The following is a 17,608-nucleotide window of genomic DNA, read 5'->3' as shown; positions in this document are numbered from 1 at the left end:
ACCCTGTCTCCCCCGGCGCCGGATTCCTAGAGTCGTGCCATGGGGACACGACGGAGCGCGGCGGCGGGCGCCCGGGGGGCCAGCGCGACCTGGGTGTGGTGGGACGCCCGCCGGGCCCACCGGACGGGTCCGGAGGCGCTCCGCCGGCGGCAGCGGGAGCGGCTGGCCGAGCTCGTGGCCTTCGCGCGGGAGCACTCCGCCTACTACCGGCGGCTCTACCAGGGGCTGCCGGAGCAGGTCGAGGACGTCACCTCCCTGCCGGTGACGGACAAGCGGCAGCTGATGGCCCACTTCGACGAGGTCGCCACGGACCCGGCCGTGACCCTGGCGGCGGTCCAGGAGTTCGTGGCGGACCCGGCCAGGATCGGGGAGCGGTTCGCCGGGAGGTACCTGGTGGCCACCACCGCCGGCACCACCGGCACCCGGGGTCTCTTCGTGCTCGACGACCGGTACCGGGCGGTGACCTCGGGGATGATGGCCCGGCTGTCCGCGGGCTGGCTGTCCGGGCGGGACCTGGTGCGGCTCACGGTGCACGGGGGCCGGTTCGCCGCGGTCGTGGCCACCGGCGGGCACTTCCTGGCCGTGGCCACCAGCACCCGGGAGATGCGGGAGCGACCGCGGCGCCACCGCCGGCTCAGGATCCTCTCGATCCACCGGCCGCTGCCCGAGCTGGTGGCCGAGCTCAACGCCTTCGGCCCGCTCATGCTCGGCGCCTACGCCAGTGTGCTGCGCCTGCTGGCCTCCGAGCAGGAGGCCGGGCGGCTGCGCCTGCGCCCGGTGCTGGTGCTCAGCACCGCCGAGGGTCTGCCGCCGGACGAGCGCACCCGGATCGAGCGGGCCTTCGGGGCGCCCGTGCGGGAGGTCTACGGGTGCACGGAGATCGGCTACGCGGCCTCGAGCTGCGCCCGGGGCTGGCTGCACCTGGTCGAGGACTGGGTCGTCCTCGAACCGGTCGACGCCGAGCACCGTCCCGTCCCGCCCGGGACCGTCTCGCACACGGTGCTGATGACGAACCTGGCCAACCGGGTCCAACCGATCATCCGCTACGACGTCGGCGACCGGGTCCTGATGAAGCCGGACCCGTGCGGCTGCGGGAACCCGGCCCCGGCCCTGCGGGTGCAGGGCCGGGCCTCGGACGTCCTCGCCTTCCCCGACGACGACGGGCGGGGCCTGGTCGCGGTGCCCCCGCTCGCGCTGGGGACCGTCATCGACCGCGTCCCGGGCGTGGAGCTGTTCCAGGTCGTGCAGACCGCCCCTGCCGGCCTGCGGGTGCGGCTGCTCCCGGCGGCCGGCGAGGACCCCGAGCAGGTGTGGGCCGCCGCGCTGAGCGCCGTCACCGATCTGCTCGGCGACCTGGGCCTGGGGCACGTCGCCGTCGACCGGGCCCCGGAGGCACCGCAGCAGAGCACCGGCGGCAAGTACCGCACCGTCGTCCCGCTCCCCGCACCATGACGGGTCCGCCGGACGGTCGCCTGGCGGGCCTCGCCGGACGGACGGGGATCGAGCTGCCCGGTGCTCGTCCTCGTGGCCCGCGTGCGCCTGATCAGGCCCGCGGGCTGCCGGCCCCCTCGGGGTGCGGGGCCGGCGTGGTGCGGGAGGACCGCGCCCCGGACCGGCCGCTCAGGGCGGGCAGCACCGCGAGGATCCCGAGCGCACCGGCCACGGCGAAGGCCAGGACCGGGGCGGCGGGATCGAACAGGACGCCCAGGAGGACCGAGCCGGCCGCCTGACCGACGGCGAGGGCGATGAACAGCACGGCGGTGCCCTCGGACACGCGATCGGGAATCACCCGCGCGGCCCAGACGATGAGGACGCCGGACAGGGCGGTGTAGCCGGCCCCGAACACGGCCGCGGAGACGAACGCGGCGAGAGGCGCCCCCGGCGCCGCGCCCAGGACGACGGTCGCGCCGGCCATGGCCACCGCGGTCGAGACCCACGCCGTCCGCAGGCTCCAGACCTGGACGATCTTCCCGGCGGCGGCGCCCAGCACGCCGAACGCCCCCAGGACCATCCAGGCCGCAATGGAATAGGACTCCTCGCCCGTGCCGGACTCGGCCATGGCCGTGCGCCCGAAGGTCCAGATCGCAGCACTCGAGGCGCCGGCGAGCGCCGCCGCGGCGATGGGCAGGGCCACCGACACCAGGTCACGGACCCGCACCCGTGCAGGCCCCTCCGCGGTCGGAGACCGGTGCGCGGACTGGTCCGCCCGGAGGGTGGCCACGGTGGCCGCTGCCACCAGGACGGCGATGGCCGCCCATCCCAGGCGCCACTGGTCGATCGTGAGGAGCATGAGGAGGCCTGCGACGACGATGCCCGCTCCGGTGCCGGCGTTGACGACCGTCTGGGCGCTCTCCTGGCGCTCCGGAGCGAGGTTGCGCTCGATGAGCGTGACCAGGCCCGGGGTGGCGAACCCGGCGCCGGCACCGGCGAGCACCACACTCACCGCGAGGACGACCGCGGTGGGCGAGGCCGCCACGCCTGCCGTGCCCAGCGTGGCCGTCGCCCCCGCGCACACCACGACCAGGCGCGGGCGGGCGGCCAGGCGCGAGGCGAGCACCGCGGCGAGGCAGAAGGAGAGGAAGCTCCCGGCCTGGATGAGCCCGGAGACGGCCGAGCCCATCTGGAAGGTCTCGGTGAACCGGGGCAGGAAGAGGCCGTAGCCGAAGCGCGCCAGCCCGTAGGTCGCCGCGATCAGTGCCATCCCGCTGATCACCAGAGCTCGCATGGAACTCCCTCTCGCACGTCGCTTACCAGAACGATCGTAACGCTACACCAAAACGCTCGTTCTGGAACGAGGGATCGATACAGTGGTGGGGTGACCACCGTCCCGCGACTCCCCGCGCGCACCCGGCTGCTGCAGGCGGCTGACCGCGTGCTGTTCGACCGCGGCATCCGGGCCACGCCCGTCGACGAGCTGCTGCGCGAGGCGGAGGTCTCGGCAGCCACCCTGTACACGCACTTCGGCAGCAAGGACGCCCTGGTGGCCGAGGCGCTGCGGGTCCGGCTGGCGGACTGGCGGTCGGTCTGGGACCAGCACGTGGTCGCGGCCGCCGACGACACGGCGCGGCTGCTCGCGGTGTTCGATGCCCTGGCCTCCTACCGGCGGGACCAGCCCCACCCGGCGCGCTGGTGCGCCTTCCTGGCCGCGGCCACCGAGCTTCCCGAGGCCGCGGACGAGATCGGCGCCGTCCTGGCCGCGGACACCGCCCTCCTCACCGAGCGACTCCTGCACCTCTCCCGGCCCCTCGCCGGGGGACGCGCCCAGGACCTGGCCGACGAGGTCCTCCTGGCCTACGGCGGGACCCTGGCCGCCTTCCTCCGCGGCACCCCGCGCTCACCGATCGAGGTCGGCCGCCGCCTGGCCTCCGCCGCGGTCCGAGCCCACCGCCGCGCCTGACCCTTCACCAGCGACGGGCGGCTCCGGACCCCGACGCCGGGGCCACCTCGGTGCGGGCGTGCAGAGCGGGGCCTGGCGTCAGCGGTGGAGACGGACGCTCAGCCGGGGCAGCAGGATCTGGACCAGCGGGCCGATGGCCAGGGCGTAGAGCACCGTGCCCAGTCCCACGGTGCCGCCGAGCACCCACCCGGCGAGCACCACGACCACCTCGATCGAGGTGCGGACCACGCGCACCGATCCCCCGGTGCGCCGGACCAGGCCGGTCATCAGCCCGTCCCGCGGGCCGGCGCCCAGGTGCACCCCGATGTAGGCGGCGGTCGCCACGGCGTTGAGGAGCACGCCGGCGAGCACGAGCAGCACCCGCAGCGGCAAGGACTCGACCGGAGGCAGCACCGCCAGGGTCGCGTCGAGCACCAGCCCGACCACCACGGCGTTGCTGAGGGTGCCCAGCCCGGGCCGCTCGCGCAGCGGGATCCAGAGAAGCAGCAGCAGCACGCTGACCACGATGACCACCGTGCCCATGCTCAGCCCGAACTGCCGGGACAGCCCCTGGTGCAGCACGTCCCACGGGATGACACCGAGCTCCGCCCGCACGAGCATCCCCATGGTGATGCCGTAGAGCACCAGCCCGGCGAAGAGCTGCACGAGCCGCCGGGGCAGCCGGCGCGACCCCGGCCCGTCGATCGAGCGGGCGAGGGCGCGCGGACTCCAGTTCATGCGGATCATCTTCGCACCGGCGGGGCGCTCCCTGCGCACCGGGCCGTCGCGGTCCAGCCGCGCACCACGATCTCGCGCCGGCCGGAGGGCAGACCCTGTGCGTCAGGCCTCGACAGGGGAGAGCATCGGCCGGTGCTCGTAGAAGGTCTGCAGCACCACGGTGGTGCGGGTGTTCACGGAGGCCACGTGGCGCACCTCGTTGACGAGGGCCTCGAGCGCCTTCGGCGAGGCCACCCGGACGAACAGCATGTAGGCGGAGTCCCCGGCCACCGAGTGGCAGGCCTCGATCGCCGTGATCGACTGCAGGAGCTCGGGGGCGTTGTCGGGCTGGCGGGGATCGAGGGGCGTGATCTCGATGAAGGCCGCGAGCGGCTTGCCGATGGCCTCGGGGTCGAGGATCGCTTGGTACCCGGCGATCACCCCGCTGCTCTCGAGCTTGCGCAGGCGCGCCTGCACGGCCGAGACCGAGAGGCCGACCCGCTCGGACAACTGGGCGAGGGTGGCGCGCGGGTCGTGGGACACCTCGGTTGCCAGTCGCACATCCATGGGGTCGTCCATGGGCCGAACGCTACCAGCTGATCCCGCCGAGAGGGTTGACAGCCTCACGACCACATGTGAATGTTCCTGTATGTGATCCTCATCACCGGAAAATTTCCGCTGATCTACGACAGGAGGGTTTCAATGTCCACGTCTCTGCAGGCGGTGCAGGCCATCATCGGCGAACCTGAGGTCGTGGAGGATGCCCGCACCGTGGAGTCGAGCCCGGCCTGGCTCCGGCTCCGGTCGGCGGCCACCGCCCTGCAGGCCCTGCAGGTCAAGGACGGGTCGATCCCCGAGCTCGCCGACCACCCGACGGCGCGCGAGCACGTCGAGGTGATCGTGGCGTCGATCGCCGAGCTCGCCCCGCTCTTCCCGCACGACGCGGCGTACCTGGCGGCCCTGCCCCGCGACTTCGCACGCTGGGCGGACGGCGGCTTCGGGGAGCCGGACTTCCTCGACTCCCTCGTCGAGTTCCAGCCGCAGCAGCACCGCGTGGACGGCATCCGGCATCTCGTCGTGTTCCCCATGCACACCCAGAACGGCTCGGCGAACCGGCACGTCGAGGCCCTGATCGTCGAGGCGATCTGGCCGGAGTTCATCGCCGAGCTCGAGGCCGGGCACTACGGCAACAAGCTGTTCGTGTCCCTGCGGCTGATCGACTTCACCCCGGGCTACGACTCGAACTCCGCGGTCCTGTTCCCCGAGACGGTCGCCGTGCGGGAGATCCCGACGTTCACCTGGGGCGCCATCTTCCAGGACCGTGAGGCGGCACGCTACCGCCGCGTGGTCACCGCAGCCGCCGGCATCACGAAGCTGGACCTGCCCGAGGACGCCGCGGCGCTGCTCGCCGATCAGGATCTCGCCGAGAAGACCTTCGTGATGTGGGACATCATCCACGACCGCACGCACATGCGCGGCGACCTGCCGTTCGACCCGTTCATGATCAAGCAGCGGATGCCGTTCTTCCTGTACTCCCTGGAGGAGCTGCGCTGCGACCTGACGGCGTTCCGGGAGTCGGTGACGATCGAGCGTGCGCTCACGGCGCGGCGAGCGGCCGGCGAGGAGCTCACCGAGATCGAGGAGCAGACCCGCCGGCACGGGAAGCTCGTGCAGTACGCGGTGATCTTCGACCGGATCTTCCGTTTCGCGATCACCGGTTCGCGGGTGCGCAACTACGACGGGCTGGGCGGGCAGCTGCTGTTCGCCTGGCTCCACCGGAAGCACGTCCTGCAGTGGCGTGACGTCGAGCTCAGCTTCGACTGGGACCGGGTCGCGGACGCGGTCGTCGAGCTCGGCGAGGCCATCGACCAGCTGTACTGGGAGTCGATCGACCGGCCGAAGACGGTGCACTGGATGAAGGCGTACGAGCTCATCGCCTCCGTGGTCCCTCCGAACCCCGCATCGGTGTGGGCGGAGGGGCTCCCCCGCGAGGTGCTGGCCGGGCCGCCGCGAGGCTACACGGACCTGGTGCTGGACGACGAGTTCCCGCTGTCGATGTTCTTCGAGGCGCTCGACAAGAAGATGAAGGGCGTCATCGCGTCGACGGCCGGCATCCGCGCCACGGACGCCTGAGCGATGACCGACCTGACCGGGCGCACCGTCCTGATCGCCGGCGCCACCAGTGCGTCCGGTCTGGCGGCGGCGCGGACCCTGACCTCGGCCGGGGCCCGCGTCGTCGCCACGGGGCGCCACGCGGAGAAGCTCGTCCCCCTCGCAGCACTGGGGGCGCACACGGAGACGGTGGACCTCGCCGACGAGCGCGCCGTGCTCGACCTCTCCCGCCGGCTGCACGACCGCGGCTGGTCGATCGACGGGATCCTCCACCTCGTCGGAGGATGGCGCGGCGGCGGTGGGCTCGCTGGGCAGACGGAGGAGGACTACCGCGTGCTGGAGACCTCCTTCACCGCCCTGCGCCACCTGAGCCGTACCTTCGACGACGACCTCCGGGCCTCGCCGGCGGGCCGGCTGGCGATCGTGTCCTCGACCGCGGTGAACCGTCCGCTGGCGGGCGGGGCCAACTACGCCGCGGTGAAGGCCGCGAGCGAGGCGTGGACCCGGGCTGTGGCGCAGGGATATGCGAAGGGCGCCCGCGAGGCCGGCGAGCCGCTGCGCGTCGCCGCCGTGATCTTCCGGGTGAAGGCCCTGGCCGGTCTGGAGGACCGGCTCGCGAACGCCTACGCCGGGCTCTGGGACGCCGAGGCCCCGGAACTGAACGACTCGACCATCGAACTCCAGGAGAAAGGATGAGGCACCACATGAAGAGGTCCCACGACGCCGAGCTGAGGGGTTTCGCCTCGGACAACTACTCCGGGGTCCACCCGGAGGTGCTGGACGCCCTGGTCGAGGCCAACGGCGGTCACCAGATCGCCTACGGCGAGGACGAGTACACGGCACGGCTGCAGGACGTGATCGTGCAGCACTTCGGCGAGGGCGCCTCGGTGTGGCCGATGTTCAACGGCACCGGCGCCAACGTCGTCGGGCTCCAGTCGATGCTCCCGCGCTGGGGCGCGGTGATCTGCGCGGACACGGCGCACATCCACGTCGACGAGGGCGGCGCGCCCGAGAAGTCCGCCGGCATCAAGCTCCTTCCCGTCCCCACGGGAGACGGGAAGCTCACGCCCGAGCTGATGGCGGCGGAGGCCTGGGGCTGGGGGGACGAGCACCGCGCCCAGCCGCTCGTCGTCTACCTCACCCAGTCCACCGAGCTCGGCACCCTGTACACACCGGACGAGATCCGGGCGATCACGGACTACGCGCACGCCCACGGCATGTCCGTCTACCTGGACGGGGCCCGGCTCTCGAACGCGGCGGCCGCCCTGAGACTGCCCCTGCGGGCCTTCACCACCGACGTCGGCGTCGACGTGCTCGCCCTCGGCGGCACCAAGAACGGGGCCCTCGGCGCCGAGGCCCTGGTGGTCCTGAACGAGGCCGCGTCCCAGGGCCTGGTCTACCTGCGGAAGAACCAGATGCAGCTGGCCTCGAAGATGCGGTTCGTCTCGGCCCAGCTGCTCGCGCTCCTGGACGGCGACCTGTACCTGCGCACCGCGGGCCATGCGAACGCGATGGCCCGGCGCCTGCGCGACGGCATCGAGGCGGGCATCGCCGACGGGTCGATGCCCGGCGTCGCCTTCACCCAGGAGACCCAGGTGAATTCCGTCTTCGCCACCCTGCCCGCCGGCATCGCGGACCGCCTGCGCCGGCGGTTCCGGTTCTACGACTGGGACGCGGCGACGGGCGAGGTCCGCTGGGTGTGCAGCTTCGACACCACGCCGGAGGACGTCGACGCCTTCCTGGCCGCCCTCCGCTCGGAGCTCGTCCCGGTCGGCTGACCCCGGCGGGCGCCCGCCCGCTCCTCGACACCGCGCCCTCGGGGGCACGTTCCTGCCCCCGCCGGCCGAGCGCACCCTCGTCCACCCGGCGCGCCCGCGCGCCCGCGCCCGCAGCCCGCGCTCTGCCCTGCCCTGCTCCGCCGCAGGAGCCTCCCACCCGTGCCCGCGCCCACCCCTGCCCGCACCCACCCCTGCCCGAAGGAGACCCACCGTGACCGCCACCTCCACCCTGCGCACCCGCGCCGGCACCGACCGGCCCACCTACCGCAGCATCGACCCCGCCACTGGTCAGCTCGTGACCGAGATCCCCACCGCCACCGACACCGAGGTCGAGGAGGCGCTCGCCGCCGCCGGGACCGCCTTCCGCGACTGGCGCTCCCGTCCGATCGACGAGCGGGCCGCCGTGGCCGCCCGGATCGGCGAGCTGTTCGCCGAGCGCGCCGACGAGCTGGCCGCGATCGCCACCCAGGAGATGGGCAAGCCGGTCGCCGAGGCCAGGGAGGAGGCGCAGTTCTGCGCCGAGATTTTCGGCTACTTCGCCGCCCAGGGCCCGGCACTGACCGCCGACCAGGCCCTGCCCACCCCGCACGGGACCGGGCGGGCCGTGCTCCAGCGGCGCCCGGTCGGGGTGCTGCTGGGGATCATGCCGTGGAACTACCCCTACTACCAGGTGGCCCGCTTCGCCGCCCCCAACCTGGTGCTGGGCAACACGATCCTGCTCAAGCACGCCGAGTCCTGCCCCCGGGCGGCCCTGGCCCTCCAGCAGCTGATGGACGACGCCGGGGTGCCGGCCGGCGCCTACGCCAACGTCTTCGCGAGCCACGACCAGGTCGCGGACATCATCGCCGACCCGCGGGTCCAAGGGGTGTCCCTGACCGGCTCCGAGCGGGCCGGGGCGAAGGTCGCCGAGATCGCCGGGCGGAACCTGAAGAAGGTCGTCCTCGAGCTCGGCGGCTCCGACCCCTACGTGGTGCTCGACACCGACGACGTGCGCGAGTCCGCCCGCGCGGCCTTCGCCACCCGGATGGGCAACACGGGCCAGGCGTGCAACTCCAACAAGCGCATGATCGTCACCGCCGGGATCTTCGACGCGTTCGTGGCCGAGCTGACCCGCCTGGCCACCGCGCTGGTGCCCGGCGATCCGTCCGTGGAGGCCGACGGCACCTACGCCCCGATGGCCTCCCGCGCCGCCGCCGAGACCCTGGCCACCCAGATCCGCGAGGCCGTGGAGGCCGGGGCCACACTGCACACCGGCGGGGCCCTCGCCGAGGGTCCCGGGGCGTATCTGGCCCCTGCCGTGCTCACCGGCGTCACCCCGGGAATGGCCGCCCACCACCAGGAGCTCTTCGGCCCCGTGGCCGTGGTCTACAGCGTGCACGACGACGACGAAGCGCTCGCCCTGGCCAACGACACCCCCTACGGGCTCGGCGGGGCGGTCTTCAGCACCGACCCCGAGCGGGCCCGGCGGCTCGCCGAGCAGCTCGAGTGCGGCATGGCCAATGTCAACGCCGCCGAGGCCGAGGGCGCCGGCATGCCCTTCGGCGGGGTCAAGCGCTCCGGCTACGGCCGGGAGCTGGGCCCGCTGGGCATGGACGAGTTCGTCAACAAGCGCCTGCTCTACATCAACGACTGACCCGGGCCGGGGCGGTCGGACACCGCCCCGGCCTCCCCCGGCGTGCAGACCCGCCGCCTCCGAGGAAAGGTTCCCGTGGACACCATCGCACCGCCCCAGACGACCGCCCCGAGCGGACGGGGAGCACCGGCTCCCGCAGAGGAGCACGCACGGCTGCGCCGCAGTCTCAAGCCCCGCCACCTGACCATGATCGCGATGGGCGGCGCCATCGGCACCGGCCTGTTCGTGGCCTCGGGCAACACCATCGCCACCGCCGGTCCCGGTGGGGCGCTCCTGGCCTACGTGGCCATCGGCTTCATGGTCTTCCTGCTGATGCAGTCCCTGGGCGAGATGGCCACCTACCTGCCGGTCTCGGGCGCCTTCGAGGAGTACTCGACCCGCTTCGTCAGCCCCTCCTTCGGCTTCGCCATCGGCTGGAACTACTGGTACAACTGGGCGATCACCGTGGCCGCCGAGCTCGTGGCCGCCGCGCTGATCATGCGCTACTGGCTGCCCGACGTGCCCTCGTGGATCTGGTCGGCCCTGTTCCTCGCGATCCTCTTCGGCCTCAACGCCCTGTCCACCCGCGCCTACGGCGAGAGCGAGTTCTGGTTCTCCCTCATCAAGGTGGTCACCATCGTGGTCTTCCTCGTCCTGGGCGTGCTCATGATCGTGGGGATCATCGGCGGCAGCTCCCCCGGCTTCGACAACTGGACCACCGGGGACGCCCCCTTCGTCGACGGCGGGGCCGGGATCCTGGCGATCTTCATGGTGGCCGGCTTCTCCTTCCAGGGCACCGAGCTCGTCGGCGTCGCCGCCGGTGAGGCGGAGAACCCGGAGAAGAACGTGCCCAGGGCCATCCGCACCGTGTTCGTGCGGATCCTGCTGTTCTACGTCGGGGCCATCGCCATCGTGGGCTTCCTCATCCCCTACACCAGCCCCTTCCTGCTGGGCAGCGGGGTCGAGGACATCTCGATCTCCCCGTTCACCCTCGTGTTCGAGAACGCCGGGGTGCTCGCGGCGGCCTCCGTGATGAACGCGGTGATCCTCACCGCCATCCTCTCCGCCGGCAACTCCGGGCTCTACGCCTCCACCCGCATGCTCTGGGCCCTGGCCGACAGCGGCAAGGCCCCCAAGTTCCTCGCCAAGGTCAACCGCCGCGGCGTGCCCATGAACGCCCTGCTCGCCACGACCGGCGTGGGAGCCGCCTGCTTCCTCACCACCCTGATCGGCGACGGCGCCGCGTACGTGTGGCTGGTCAGCGCCTCGGGGCTGGCCGGGTTCATCGTGTGGATGGGCATCGCCTGGAGCCACTACCGCTTCCGCAAGGCGTACACCGCCCAGGGCAAGGACCTCGCGGACCTGCCCTACCGGGCGCGGTTCTTCCCGCTGGGCCCCATGGTCGCCCTGGTCCTGTGCGCGGTGGTGATCCTCGGGCAGAACTACCAGGCCTTCGTGGGGGACATCGACCTGCTCGCCGCCCTGTCGGCCTACATCGGCCTGCCGCTGTTCCTGGCCCTGTGGCTGGGTCACCGCCTGGTGACGGGTTCCAGGATGGTCCGCTACGAGGACGCCGACCTCACCCGGGCCACCGACTGACCGCACCGCTCCCGGGTCCTCGTCACCCGCCGCCCGGGGCGGGTGACGGGGACTGCTGCCGGGTCAGGCGGCCCCGCCGGCGGCCGCCGGGGCCCCGGAGTCGTGGCCGTGCCCGCCGTCGCCGACGTGCTCCCGGGCCACGAAGTTCTCCAGGTCGAAGAGGTTCTCGGCCCGGCGCGCCACGTTCACCAGGGTGGTCATCGAGGCGACCTCCTCGACCTGCTCCTTCAGGAACCAGAGCATGAACTGCTCCCCCAGCGCGTCCCCCTCCGCCCGGGCGGCGGCGAACAGCGCCTTGATCTGCTCGGTGACCTCCTGCTCCTGGGACAGCGCCAGGGCCAGGGGCTCACGGACGTCGGTGAAGTCGTTGCGCACCTCCCCCACCCCGGGAATGGTCAGGGGCAGGTCCCGGTCCAGGATGTACTGGACGATCATCATGGCGTGGTTGCGCTCCTCCAGCGACTGCCGGTAGAAGTGCCGGGCCAGCTGCGGGAGGTCCTGGCTGTCGAACCAGACCGCCACGGCGATGTACTGGTGGGAGGCGGCGAACTCGTGGCCCACCTGGCGGGTGAGCAGCTCGTCGAAGGTCTCGGGGGCCATCAGGATCTCCTGACATCGGTGGGTCCCCAGGGCGGACGACGCCCCGGCCGCTCCACCGGTGCGAGCCCGGGGCGGGGCCGGCAGGAATCGTCGCTCGGGTCTGGAGTTCGAGCGTAGCGCGGTGGCACGGCCGGGTGTAGGCCGGTCACCGGAAACTTCCCCCCGACACGGCGCTTCGCGTCGCCCCGCCCCTCAGACGACGCGCACCGCGGTGAGCTCGTAGACCCTGGCCGTGCTCGTGGCCGGTCCGTGGCAGGTCAGCTGGTGCGGCGGGGCGGTGTGGGACCGCAGTTCGACGTCGACGAGGCCCGGCCGGGGCGGGCGGCCGGTGAGACGGATCCGCCAGCGGTCGCCGTCGCGAACCGACTCGGCCACCGCCCAGTCGTGCCGGCCGGCCGGGCCGAAGCGTTCGAGCGCGGCCGCGACAGCGGCCTGCTGCGGCGGGAAGAGATCGGTGTACCCGCGCAGGTGCTCCGCGTGCACACGGCCGGCGAGGTGCTCCTCGACCGTGGTGACGGAGGACTCCGCGTCGAGCCCTCCGTAGTAGACGCCATCGGGGACGACGACGACGTTGGCGGCGAACCGGTCACCGCCGACGTGCGAGCACTCCCAGACCAGCTCCGGCCAGCGCTCGCTGAGGGCACGTCCCACGGGCCGTCCGCGCACCGCGCAGCAGGGGTCGTGCTGACCGTGGGCGCAGACCAGGAGGACCGGTGGGTGGCCGGTTTCACCGGGGACGCCGAGGGCCGTGGCGATCTCCGCGAGGTCCTCGTCGCGGCGCCACGTGCCCCAGTGCTGACGGCCGGCGCCGGAGTCGTCGTGGCGCAGCACGGCCCACCGGCGGGGGCCCTCCTCGTGCCGGCGGCGGCCGTGGCGCCTGATCAGGAGGATGCGAGCCCGCGCCGCCTGCGCGGCGGAGAACACGAGGGCCTTGGTCTCCGGCTCGAGCTCGAGACCGTCGAACCCGTTGACCGGCCATCCGCCGCGGTGCTCGATGAGGACCCAGACGAGCCCCCGCGGGGCCGTCCCTGCCATCGGGTCGCCGCGCCCCCGGGCTCCGTCGGCGCACCAGAAGCGGCACGAGGCATTCACGGTGGCGGTGTCAGTGGTCACAGGGAACAAGAACCCCCGCCCGCAGCAGTCGTTCGGCGAGCTCGATCCCGAGCTCGCCCGCGGTGTGGACCTCGCCGTCGAGCAGGCACGAGACGGAGGGCAGATCGGTCTCGGGGAAGTTGAGCCACCCCACGCGCGTGCTCAGCCGCGGGCCCTCCAGCCGTGCCTCCAGGGCACCGCGCAGCCGCACGGGAGTCCCTGCGTCCAGACCCTGGACGGCCGCGAGCTGGGCTAGCGGCCCCAGCGGAGCCGGGCGCCCCTGTCCTCGCCGGGTGCGGTGGAACCGCGGCGTGGGATCGGCCGCGGCGAGCGCGGCGACCAGGCGCTCGCGGACGGCGTCGAGCTCCCCGCCCGGTCCGTCGACGCCCAGGAGCAGGGACCGGCGCATCTCCGGGTCCTCGGCCAGCAGTGCCAGCGCCTCCTGGGCGAGCTGCTCGGCCAGGCCGTGGCGGGTCCAGGTGTGGATCCCGAGCGTGAGGTGGATGGAGACCGCCCCCTGCGCCTGGGCCGCGTGCAGCCAGCCGCGCGGCAGGTAGAGGGCGTCGCCGGGTTCGAGCACCACGTCGAGATGCGCTTCGCCCTTGGCTGCCTCGGCCACGGCGGAGCGGCGGTCGGTCCAGGGCTGGTCCCGCAGCGGGTCCGGGTGCACCGGCTCGTGCAGCACCCAGCGCTTGGTCCCCTCGATCTGCAGGACGAAGACGTCGTGGACGTCGTAGTGGTCGTCGAACCCGCGGTTCTGCGGCGGGGTGATGTAGGCGTTGGCCTGCACCGGGTGCCCGAGCTCGCCGCTGAGGGCGGTGCTGAAGTCGGCGACCGGCTCCCAGGTGCGGTGCAGCGCCTGCAGCACCAGCGTGGCGCCGTCGGCGAACTTCCGCCACAGCGCGGTGTCGTCGAGCTGATCCGCAATGGTGGCGCCGACGCCGGCGGGCGAGGTAAAGGACGAGTCGGGGAACGTGGACCCGTCCTTGGCGACGCGCAGGAAGGGCGTGCGCAGCCCGCGGCGCGAGATCAGCTCGTCGACGGCGTCGGCGGAGAACAGGTCGGTGAAGCCGCCCGCCCGGCGGGTGAGCAGCGGGACCTGGCCCCAGACGTCACGGGCGAACCGCTCCCGGCCGATGTCGATCAGGCGGGTCTCCAGGACCCCGGCGCCGCCAGTGGCGCCGGGGTCCTGCCCGTCAGTGCGGACGGCGTCCACGCTCAGAGGCCTCGTGCTCCGGCTCCTCCGTCGGCGCCGCCATCGGCACCGCCGTCCGCGCCGCCGTCGTGGACGCCCGGGGTGCCGGCCGCTCCACCGTCAGCGGGTCCCTCGGCACCGCCGTCGGCGCCACCGTCCTGGACGCCCGGGGTGCCGGCGGCTCCGCCGTCGGCCGGGCCCTCGGCGCCGTTGTCAGCGCCGCCGTCGGCGCCGCCGTCTGCGCCGCCGTCGTGCACGCCCGGGGTGCCGGCGGCTCCGCCGTCCGCGGGGCCCTCGGCACCACCGTCCGCGCCACCGTCCGCGCCACCGTCCTGGACACCCCGGGCGCCGGCCGCTCCACCGTCGGCCGGGCCCTCGGTTCCACCGTTCGCACCGACACCGGCACCGACATCAGCGCCACCGCCCTGGACGCCCGGTGCACCGAAGGCTCCGCCGTCGGCGGGACCTTCCGTCTGGTTCGGATCCTGCTGTGCATCAGTCATGTTGACCTCCCAGTTTCGAGTGACCGCGCCGTCACCGGCCGATCACCAGGACAGGCGGTCCTTGAGCAGCACCGCCCAGCTCGAGGCTATCGGTGCGGGGCAGGTGAGGGAACAGCCGGCCCTCAGGTGATCCGGACGAGCCGAGGGAGCCGCGGGACGCGGACCGTCCTCGCCGGGGGCACGATCTCCGGGCGGCTTCCGGAGGTGGAACAATTCACCCATCCCCTGCTCGCGACCGGGAGGTGCTGGATGACCGGCCTGGAGCTCGCCGTCGTCGCGCTCGTGGTGAGCATCGCGTCCTGTCTGCAGGGCGCGATCGGCTTCGGCGTGGCCCTGCTCTCCGCTCCCGTGATCGCCCTGTTCGACCCCACCCTGCTGCCCGGTTCCCTCCTCCTGGTGGTCACCGGGCTCACCGCGCTCGGCGTGCTGCGGGACCGCGCCGCCGTGGACGTCAAGGACGCGGGCTGGGCCGTGGCGGGGCAGGTCCCCGGCACCGTGGCGGGAGCACTGCTGGTGGCCGTCCTGTCCGCCCGGACGCTGGCCCTCGTCCTGGCGAGCACCGTGCTGCTGGCCGTGCTGCTCAGCGTGTGCGGCTGGCGGCCGCGGCCCCGGCCCGCGGCCGTCGTCGTCGCGGGGGCGGCCTCCGGGCTCCCGGGGACGGCCACGTCCATCGGCGGTCCGCCCATGGCGCTCGTGTGGCACGGGTCCTCGCGGGCCCGGATGCGCGGCACGATGAGCGCCTTCTTCCTGGTCGGCGCCGTGATGGCCCTCGTGGCGCTGACCGTGGTGGGCTCGATCGACCGCCGGACCGTGCTCTTCGCGGCCGCGCTCCTGCCCGCCATGGTCCTGGGCTTCGCGGTGTCCGGAGCGGTCAACGCGCGGATCAACCGGCGCATCGTCCGGCGGGTGGGCCTCGGCGCCTCGGCGCTGGGCGCCGTGCTGGTCCTGCTGCAGGCGCTCTGAAGCACGTCCTGCCGGGCCCCTCCGGCCGGCCTCAGAGCTGGTCGATCCGCCGGTACCGGGACGGCGTGGTGCCGGTGGTGGCTCGGAAGTGCCGGTTGAAGTTGGAGAGGTTGGTGAAGCCCACCCGGTAGCAGATGTCCGAGACGGGCAGGTCGGTGCCGCGCAGCAGCCGGCAGGCCTCGGTGAGCCGCATCCGGGTGACCGTGCGGTTGAAGCCCACGCCGGTGGCCTTGGCGAACAGCCGGGAGAACGCGTCCCGGCTCAGGCCCACGGCCTCGGCCACCTCGGGCACGAGCATCCGGCCCTCCAGGTGCTCGGTGATGTAGCCCAGCGCCCGGTTGAAGACCTCGGCCTCGGACGCGTCCAGGCGGTAGGTGCCGCCGCGGCTGTCCAGGTAGCGGCGCTCGCTCTCCGGGGACTCGGCGAGGACGGCCAGCAGCTCGGCCACGGTGGCCAGCCGCCGGAGACCGAACGTGCCGTTCACCGCCTCCATCGCCGCCGCGCCCTGGACGGCGGTGCGGCCGGTGAACTCGATGCCCCGGGCCGCGGCCTCCAGGAGCGGGCGCAGAGCCTCGAGCTCGGGCAGCGTCCCGGCGGCGGCGAAGAACCGCTCCTGGTCGAACTGGAGCACGGCGTCCCGGTTGCGGACCACGGCACTGTCGTCGCGGTGGGAGATCCAGTTGTGCGGAAGGAAGGAGCCCATGAGGCTCAGGTGGCCGGGGCCGAAGGGTCCGGCCCAGTCTCCGGCCATCACCGTGCCGGAGGACTCCCGGATCAGGTGCACCTCCACCTCGGGGTGGTAGTGCCAGCGGGCCAGGGGGTGGGGCCAGTCGTGCTCGTGCCACCGCACGGAGCTCGACGGGTCCGGGATCACCAGCTCCCGGACGGGGGAGGTGATGTCCTCCGGCGTCGTGCTCCGTGCGGTGGCCGCCACGGTCAGGCCCCGGCCACGCGAATCTGGATCTTCGTGTCGGTGGGCCGGCCCTCGGCGCCGCGCTCGAACGCGGCCACGGCGTCGGCGAACGGATAGGTGGCGCTGATCAGGGCGCCCAGGTCCACGGCCGGGGACGCGGCGAGCTCAATGGCCCGCTGGTACGAGTTGGCGTAGCGGAACACGGTCTCGATCCGCAGCTCCCGGGCCTGGGCGGCGGCGACGTCCAGCGGCACCGGGTCCACGGGGATGCCGACCAGGACCACGGTCCCGCCGGGCGCGGGGATCTCCCACAGGTTCCCGAAGACGTGCGGACTGCCGCTGGCCTCGAAGACCACGTCCGCGCCCCAGCCGTCGGTGGCCTCCCGCACGGCCTCGCCGAGGTCCTGGCGGGAGACGTCCACGGCGTGGATGGTCGGGTAGGCCTCGATCTTGGCGAACTTCTCGGGTGCCACGTCCGAGATGTACACCCGGGACGCCCCGCTCGCGGCGGCCGCGATCGCGGTGAGCACCCCGATGGTGCCGGCGCCCACCACCACCACGACGTCGCCCGGCGCCAGACCGGCCTTGGTCACCGCGTGCACCGCCACGGCGAAGGGCTCGATCAGGGCGCCCTCCTCCAGCGAGAGCTGCTCGGGGAGCTTGTAGGTGAAGTCGGCGGGGTGGATGATCTCGGGCTGCAGGCAGCCGTCCACCGGGGGCGTAGCCCAGAACTGCACGTCCGGGTCCACGTTGTACATGCCCAGGCGCGCGGCCCGGGAGCGCGGGTTGGGGATGCCGGGCTCCATGCAGACCCGGTCCCCCACGGCCAGGTGATCGACGCCCTCCCCCACCTCCAGCACCGTGCCGGAGGCCTCGTGGCCGAGGACCATGGGGTTCTCGACGACGTAGGGCCCGATCCGCCCGTGCGTGAAGTAGTGGACGTCGCTGCCGCAGATGCCCACGGTGTGCACGCCGATGCGCACCTCGCCGGGGCCCACCGGGCGCAGCCCCGGGACGGGCCGGACCTGGATCTCGTGCTGGCGTTCGAGGACGACGGCGTCCATGGTGCTCTCCTGGGTGCTCGGGGACTTCGCGGCGGTGGTCGTGGGGTTCAGGGTGGTGAGCGTGGTGGGGTTCATGATCTCAGG

Annotated in this window: 16 protein-coding genes; 8 read left to right on the top strand and 8 right to left on the bottom strand. The window is 73.3% G+C overall.

The window, feature by feature from the left end:
• Positions 1–39: 39 nt before the first annotated feature.
• Entirely contained in the window at positions 40–1,452 is a 1,413-nt protein-coding gene (locus tag CK505_RS07655; RefSeq protein ID WP_255250912.1) for a phenylacetate--CoA ligase family protein, read from the top strand.
• Positions 1,453–1,543: 91 nt separating this feature from the next.
• Here CK505_RS07655 and CK505_RS07650 read toward each other — a convergent pair whose 3' ends face one another.
• Positions 1,544–2,725: an MFS transporter gene (locus tag CK505_RS07650; protein ID WP_255250911.1), complete on the bottom strand. Its 1,182-nt coding sequence runs from the start codon at positions 2,723–2,725 to the stop codon at positions 1,544–1,546.
• Between the two features lie 90 nt (positions 2,726–2,815).
• On the opposite strand from CK505_RS07650, the gene CK505_RS07645 reads away from it, so the two are divergent.
• Positions 2,816–3,397 (top strand): TetR/AcrR family transcriptional regulator, encoded by a 582-nt coding sequence (locus CK505_RS07645; protein WP_017831864.1) that lies wholly within the window; start codon positions 2,816–2,818, stop codon positions 3,395–3,397.
• A 78-nt stretch (positions 3,398–3,475) separates the two neighbouring features.
• On the opposite strand, the gene CK505_RS07640 is transcribed toward CK505_RS07645, so the two are convergent.
• Entirely contained in the window at positions 3,476–4,114 is a 639-nt protein-coding gene (locus CK505_RS07640) for a YitT family protein (RefSeq protein ID WP_229587146.1), read from the bottom strand.
• A gap of 102 nt (positions 4,115–4,216) precedes the next feature.
• Positions 4,217–4,672 carry an Lrp/AsnC family transcriptional regulator gene (locus tag CK505_RS07635; protein WP_031282182.1) on the bottom strand — a complete coding sequence of 152 codons (456 nt, stop codon included), beginning with the start codon at positions 4,670–4,672 and terminating at the stop codon, positions 4,217–4,219.
• A gap of 123 nt (positions 4,673–4,795) precedes the next feature.
• On the opposite strand from CK505_RS07635, the gene CK505_RS07630 reads away from it, so the two are divergent.
• The 5 genes from CK505_RS07630 to CK505_RS07610 all read left to right on the top strand — a co-directional run bounded on the left by CK505_RS07630 (position 4,796) and on the right by CK505_RS07610 (position 11,194).
• A complete protein-coding gene (locus CK505_RS07630) occupies positions 4,796–6,226 on the top strand; it encodes a DUF6421 family protein (protein ID WP_017831859.1) in 1,431 nt (476 codons plus the stop codon).
• A 3-nt stretch (positions 6,227–6,229) separates the two neighbouring features.
• Positions 6,230–6,901, top strand: coding sequence for an SDR family oxidoreductase (locus tag CK505_RS07625; protein WP_017831858.1), 672 nt, complete (start codon positions 6,230–6,232; stop codon positions 6,899–6,901).
• A gap of 8 nt (positions 6,902–6,909) precedes the next feature.
• Positions 6,910–7,983, top strand: a complete 1,074-nt coding sequence (locus CK505_RS07620) for a low specificity L-threonine aldolase (protein ID WP_095650681.1) — start codon at positions 6,910–6,912, stop codon at positions 7,981–7,983.
• Positions 7,984–8,194: 211 nt separating this feature from the next.
• Positions 8,195–9,616: an NAD-dependent succinate-semialdehyde dehydrogenase gene (locus tag CK505_RS07615; protein ID WP_095650680.1), complete on the top strand. Its 1,422-nt coding sequence runs from the start codon at positions 8,195–8,197 to the stop codon at positions 9,614–9,616.
• A gap of 153 nt (positions 9,617–9,769) precedes the next feature.
• Entirely contained in the window at positions 9,770–11,194 is a 1,425-nt protein-coding gene (locus CK505_RS07610) for an amino acid permease (protein ID WP_095650734.1), read from the top strand.
• 63 nt (positions 11,195–11,257) lie between these two features.
• Here the strand turns inward: CK505_RS07610 and CK505_RS07605 are convergent, their stop codons facing one another.
• From CK505_RS07605 to CK505_RS07595, 3 genes are all read right to left on the bottom strand, one after another.
• On the bottom strand, positions 11,258–11,794 hold the full coding sequence (locus CK505_RS07605) for a ferritin (protein WP_035924162.1): 537 nt from the start codon (positions 11,792–11,794) through the stop codon (positions 11,258–11,260).
• A gap of 192 nt (positions 11,795–11,986) precedes the next feature.
• Complete coding sequence (locus tag CK505_RS07600) at positions 11,987–12,829, bottom strand: sucrase ferredoxin (RefSeq protein WP_095650679.1); 843 nt, start codon at positions 12,827–12,829, stop codon at positions 11,987–11,989.
• Between the two features lie 67 nt (positions 12,830–12,896).
• A complete protein-coding gene (locus CK505_RS07595) occupies positions 12,897–14,102 on the bottom strand; it encodes a cupin domain-containing protein (RefSeq protein ID WP_095650678.1) in 1,206 nt (401 codons plus the stop codon).
• 68 nt (positions 14,103–14,170) lie between these two features.
• Between CK505_RS07595 and CK505_RS18835 the strand changes: the two genes are divergently transcribed.
• The gene (locus CK505_RS18835) at positions 14,171–15,547 is read left to right on the top strand and encodes a sulfite exporter TauE/SafE family protein (RefSeq protein WP_255250910.1); all 1,377 of its coding nucleotides are present in this window, start codon (positions 14,171–14,173) and stop codon (positions 15,545–15,547) included.
• A gap of 31 nt (positions 15,548–15,578) precedes the next feature.
• On the opposite strand, the gene CK505_RS07580 is transcribed toward CK505_RS18835, so the two are convergent.
• Positions 15,579–16,481 (bottom strand): AraC family transcriptional regulator, encoded by a 903-nt coding sequence (locus CK505_RS07580; protein ID WP_095650675.1) that lies wholly within the window; start codon positions 16,479–16,481, stop codon positions 15,579–15,581.
• Between the two features lie 2 nt (positions 16,482–16,483).
• Positions 16,484–17,599 carry an NAD(P)-dependent alcohol dehydrogenase gene (locus tag CK505_RS07575; protein ID WP_095650674.1) on the bottom strand — a complete coding sequence of 372 codons (1,116 nt, stop codon included), beginning with the start codon at positions 17,597–17,599 and terminating at the stop codon, positions 16,484–16,486.
• Positions 17,600–17,608: the final 9 nt, after the last annotated feature.

The sequence above is a fragment of the Kocuria sp. WN036 genome (assembly GCF_002287015.1).
GTDB lineage: Bacteria > Actinomycetota > Actinomycetes > Actinomycetales > Micrococcaceae > Kocuria > Kocuria rosea.
Note: the sequence above shows the minus strand (reverse complement) of the source record. Positions and strands in the feature narration are given on the sequence as shown.